2 tRNA genes and 3 rRNA genes are annotated in these 5,747 nt (G+C 45.6%); all 5 read right to left on the bottom strand.

Annotated elements, in window-relative coordinates:
* Positions 1 to 6: 6 nt before the first annotated feature.
* Positions 7 to 116: ribosomal RNA gene (rrf, locus tag ACHRVL_RS22960) — 5S ribosomal RNA — on the bottom strand.
* Positions 117 to 281: 165 nt separating this feature from the next.
* Positions 282 to 3,163 (bottom strand): 23S ribosomal RNA (locus ACHRVL_RS22955).
* Positions 3,164 to 3,316: 153 nt separating this feature from the next.
* Positions 3,317 to 3,390: transfer RNA gene (locus tag ACHRVL_RS22950), tRNA-Ala, on the bottom strand.
* Positions 3,391 to 3,499: 109 nt separating this feature from the next.
* Positions 3,500 to 3,573: transfer RNA gene (locus tag ACHRVL_RS22945), tRNA-Ile, on the bottom strand.
* A 127-nt stretch (positions 3,574 to 3,700) separates the two neighbouring features.
* Positions 3,701 to 5,214: ribosomal RNA gene (locus ACHRVL_RS22940) — 16S ribosomal RNA — on the bottom strand.
* Together the 16S, 23S and 5S rRNA genes with 2 tRNA genes alongside form the textbook arrangement of a ribosomal RNA operon.
* Positions 5,215 to 5,747 lie beyond the last annotated feature (533 nt).

Below are 5,747 nucleotides of genomic sequence, written 5' to 3'. Positions count from 1 at the left end.
TTAAAAGAAAGGCGACGACATACTCTCCCACAAAATTGCAGTACCATCTGCGCAGGCGGGCTTAACTACTCTGTTCGGGATGGGAAGAGGTGAGCCCCGCCGCAATAACCACCTTAAGGTTGTTAGTTGCTTTAGGCAACTTTTTTAATTGACAATTGATAATTAACAATTGATAATTAAAAAAAATATCTTAACATACTGAGATAAAGAAAAGTACTTTTATTTACTATTTTTAGAAAGTTTCTCCCTCTCTCGTTTGTTCAACGAGAGAGGAAAAGGGTGTACATAAGCTTACGGATTATTAGTACTACTCGACTATGACATTACTGCCTTTACATCTATAGCCTATCAACGTGGTCATCTTCCACGATCCTTAAAAGAAATCTCATCTTGTGGTGGGTTTCGCGCTTATATGCTTTCAGCGCTTATCCCTTCCCAACGTAGCTACTCTGCGGTGCCCCTGGCGGGACAACAGATACACTAGAGGTTAGTCCAATTCGGTCCTCTCGTACTAGAATCAGATCCACTCAAATTTCTAACGCCCACAGTAGATAGAGACCGAACTGTCTCACGACGTTCTGAACCCAGCTCGCGTGCCACTTTAATGGGCGAACAGCCCAACCCTTGGGACCTTCTCCAGCCCCAGGATGTGACGAGCCGACATCGAGGTGCCAAACCCCCCCGTCGATATGAGCTCTTGGGGGAGATCAGCCTGTTATCCCCGGCGTACCTTTTATCCTTTGAGCGATGGCCCTTCCATGCGGAACCACCGGATCACTATGCTCTACTTTCGTACCTGATCGACCTGTATGTCTCTCAGTCAAGCTCCCTTATGCCATTGCACTCTACGCACGGTTACCAAGCGTACTGAGGGAACCTTTAGAAGCCTCCGTTACTCTTTTGGAGGCGACCACCCCAGTCAAACTACCCACCAAGCACTGTCCCCCACATTGCGGGGTTAGGCCTCAGATAAACAAAGGGTTGTATTTCAACAATGACTCCACAACGCCTGGCGACGCCGCTTCATAGTCTCCAACCTATCCTACACATCATTTATCCAAGGTCAATACTAAGCTATAGTAAAGGTGCACAGGGTCTTTTCGTCCCACTGCGGGTAAACGGCATCTTCACCGTTACTACAATTTCACCGAGCTCATGGCTGAGACAGTGTCCAGATCGTTACACCATTCGTGCAGGTCGGAACTTACCCGACAAGGAATTTCGCTACCTTAGGACCGTTATAGTTACGGCCGCCGTTTACTGGGGCTTCAATTCAATGCTTCTCCGAAGATAACATCTCCTCTTAACCTTCCAGCACCGGGCAGGTGTCAGGCCCTATACTTCATCTTACGATTTTGCAGAGCCCTGTGTTTTTGATAAACAGTCGCCTGGACCTCTTCACTGCGGCCAGCATTGCTGCTGGCGACCTTTCTCCCGAAGTTACAGGTCTATTTTGCCTAATTCCTTAGCCATGAATCTCTCGAGCACCTTAGGATTCTCTCCTCAACTACCTGTGTCGGTTTACGGTACTGGTACTAATTACCTGAAGTTTAGAGGTTTTTCTTGGAAGCCCTTAGGCGCACTATCTCTTTGTCCGAAGACTCCGAGTACTATCGTATTTCACCAAAATCTACGGATTTGCCTATAGATCTTATAGCTAGGTACTTTAACGAACTATTCCGTCAGTTCGCGGCGCTTTCATCACTCCGTCACCCCATCACAGTAATTAGTAGTACGGGAATATTAACCCGTTAGCCATCGACTGTCCCTTTCGGGTTCGCCTTAGGACCAGACTAACCCACAGCTGATTAGCATAGCTGTGGAAACCTTAGTTTTTCGGTGTGCGGGTTTCTCGCCCGCATTATCGTTACTTATGCCTACATTTTCTTTTCTAACCAGTCCAGCATACCTGACGATACACCTTCAACCCTGTTAGAATGCTCCCCTACCACTTACAGTAAACTGTAAATCCATAGCTTCGGTAATATGCTTATGCCCGATTATTATCCATGCTCGTCCGCTCGACTAGTGAGCTGTTACGCACTCTTTAAATGAATGGCTGCTTCCAAGCCAACATCCTAGCTGTCTGGGCAGACAAACCTCGTTCTTTCAACTTAGCATATATTTGGGGACCTTAGCTGATGGTCTGGGTTCTTTCCCTCTCGGACTTGGACCTTAGCACCCAAGCCCTCACTGCTGTGAAACATTATATAGCATTCGGAGTTTGTCAGGAATTGGTAGGCGGTGAAGCCCCCGCATCCAATCAGTAGCTCTACCTCTATATAACTATCATCAGCGCTGCACCTAAATGCATTTCGGGGAGTACGAGCTATTTCCGAGTTTGATTGGCCTTTCACCCCTACCCACAGGTCATCCGAAGACTTTTCAACGTCAACCGGTTCGGTCCTCCACTGTGTGTTACCACAGCTTCAACCTGCCCATGGGTAGATCACACGGTTTCGCGTCTAACACTACTGACTAAAGCGCCCTATTCAGACTCGCTTTCGCTACGGATCCGTGACTTAATCACTTAACCTTGCCAGCAACGTTAACTCGTAGGCTCATTATGCAAAAGGCACGCCGTCACCCCACGAAAGGGCTCCGACCGCTTGTAAGCGTATGGTTTCAGGATCTATTTCACTCCGTTATTCACGGTTCTTTTCACCTTTCCCTCACGGTACTGGTTCACTATCGGTCTCTCAGGAGTATTTAGCCTTAGCGGATGGTCCCGCCAAATTCAGACAGGGTTTCACGTGCCCCGCCCTACTCAGGATACCACTATCTATTATACTCGTTACCCATACGGGGCTATCACCCTCTATGGCGTCACTTTCCAGTAACTTCCGGTTCCTTGTACATAAAATGTCGTGGTCCTACAACCCCAACATTGCCGTAACAACATTGGTTTGGGCTAATCCGCGTTCGCTCGCCACTACTTACGGAATCACTTTTGTTTTCTTCTCCTCCGCCTACTTAGATGTTTCAGTTCAGCGGGTTTGCCCACCTATCGGTGTACTATGTCTTCAACATAGTGGGTTGCCCCATTCGGATATCTGCGGATCAATCGGTGTGTGCCCGTCCCCGCAGCTTTTCGCAGCTTATCACGTCCTTCTTCGCCTCTGAGAGCCTAGGCATCCCCCATACGCCCTTATTTTGCTTATTGTACCAATCTCGTTACTTAAAACGAGACCGTTTTTTTTGTCTTTTGTTATTAAATAACAAAAAACGCTTTCTACTTTTTATTATTTTCTTATCTCAATATGTCAATGAACTTTAACAATTAATAATTATCAATTGATAATTGTCAATTATTTCGTGGAGAATAACGGAGTCGAACCGTTGACCTCCTGCGTGCAAGGCAGGCGCTCTAGCCAGCTGAGCTAATCCCCCATTTTCAATTTTAGATTTTTGAATTCAGATTTTAGACACCTTAATTCTTATCTAATTTCTTTTGGTGAATCCCAGCATCTAGAATTTCCTTTTTTTTTAAGTTAAATAGTAGTCCCGGGCAGACTCGAACTGCCGACCCCTACATTATCAGTGTAGTACTCTAACCAGCTGAGCTACGAGACTCTGTTTTACTTAATTTTTCATTATTTTTTAAATTAACAGCAAGAGTAATACAATCTCAAATTCAGAATCCTATAAATAATCATCTTGTTTCCTCAACGTGTGCAAGCACTAACATTTGAGGCTCTAGAAAGGAGGTGTTCCAGCCGCACCTTCCGGTACGGCTACCTTGTTACGACTTAGCCCTAGTTACCAGTTTTACCCTAGGCAGCTCCTTGCGGTCACCGACTTCAGGCACCCCCAGCTTCCATGGCTTGACGGGCGGTGTGTACAAGGCCCGGGAACGTATTCACCGGATCATGGCTGATATCCGATTACTAGCGATTCCAGCTTCACGGAGTCGAGTTGCAGACTCCGATCCGAACTGTGACCGGTTTTATAGATTCGCTCCTGGTCGCCCAGTGGCTGCTCTCTGTACCGGCCATTGTAGCACGTGTGTAGCCCAAGGCGTAAGGGCCGTGATGATTTGACGTCATCCCCACCTTCCTCACAGTTTGCACTGGCAGTCTTGTTAGAGTTCCCGACTTGACTCGCTGGCAACTAACAACAGGGGTTGCGCTCGTTATAGGACTTAACCTGACACCTCACGGCACGAGCTGACGACAACCATGCAGCACCTTGTAAATTGTCTTGCGAAAGATCTGTTTCCAAACCGGTCAATCTACATTTAAGCCTTGGTAAGGTTCCTCGCGTATCATCGAATTAAACCACATGCTCCACCGCTTGTGCGGGCCCCCGTCAATTCCTTTGAGTTTCATTCTTGCGAACGTACTCCCCAGGTGGGATACTTATCACTTTCGCTTAGCCACTGAGATTGCTCCCAACAGCTAGTATCCATCGTTTACGGCGTGGACTACCAGGGTATCTAATCCTGTTCGCTCCCCACGCTTTCGTCCATCAGCGTCAATCAATTAGTAGTAACCTGCCTTCGCAATTGGTATTCCATGTAATCTCTAAGCATTTCACCGCTACACTACATATTCTAGTTACTTCCTAATAATTCAAGTTCAGCAGTATCAATGGCCGTTCCACCGTTGAGCGATGGGCTTTCACCACTGACTTACTAAACCGCCTACGGACCCTTTAAACCCAATGATTCCGGATAACGCTTGGATCCTCCGTATTACCGCGGCTGCTGGCACGGAGTTAGCCGATCCTTATTCTTACGATACCGTCAAGCTGCTTCACGAAGCAGTGTTTCTTCTCGTACAAAAGCAGTTTACAATCCATAGGACCGTCATCCTGCACGCGGCATGGCTGGATCAGGCTTGCGCCCATTGTCCAATATTCCTCACTGCTGCCTCCCGTAGGAGTCTGGTCCGTGTCTCAGTACCAGTGTGGGGGATCTCCCTCTCAGGACCCCTACCCATCGTTGCCTTGGTAAGCCGTTACCTTACCAACTAGCTAATGGGACGCATGCTCATCTTTCACCGTTGTGACTTTAATTATTAAGTGATGCCACTCAATAATACTATGAGGTATTAATCCAAATTTCTCTGGGCTATCCCTCTGTGAAAGGTAGATTGCATACGCGTTACGCACCCGTGCGCCGGTCTCTATATCCGAAAACATATACCCCTCGACTTGCATGTGTTAAGCCTGCCGCTAGCGTTCATCCTGAGCCAGGATCAAACTCTTCATCGTATATTTTAATATTATATTGCGATGAATATCTATCGGTTCTTTTCGAATCTTACGACTCTATTACTCTTATTTTATTTGTTTTGAAATCTCTTTCAAAACGGCTGTCAATTCAATATGTCTACGAACGTGTATTTCTTTATTTTCTCCGCCTTAATTTGTTTCTCAAAGCGGGTGCAAAACTAAAAATTTATTTTGTTTCTCGCAAGAAAAATTTAAAAAATTTTGAAACTTTTTTTTCGTCTCATTTTTTCATTTCTCTTACCAGTCTTTCAAATAACTTTCCACATTTTGCGGGGTGCAAATGTAATATCCGTTTTCCATTCTCACAAGCTTTTTCTAATCTTTTTTTCGAAAATTTCTTTTCTCTTTAATTAAACTTCTTGTCAGTATTTCGGTGAACGTTTATCGCTGTTGCGGGTGCAAAAGTACCACCTTTATTCAGTTATACAAGCCTTTTTACCAAGTTTTTTTGATCTTTTTTCAAACTTTTTCTTAACTCACTGATAACAGATTCTTTACAGATCATCTTTTTT

The organism is Flavobacterium sp. FlaQc-28 (assembly GCF_044007415.1).
GTDB lineage: Bacteria > Bacteroidota > Bacteroidia > Flavobacteriales > Flavobacteriaceae > Flavobacterium.
This window is presented reverse-complemented; position numbering and strand designations above follow the sequence as displayed.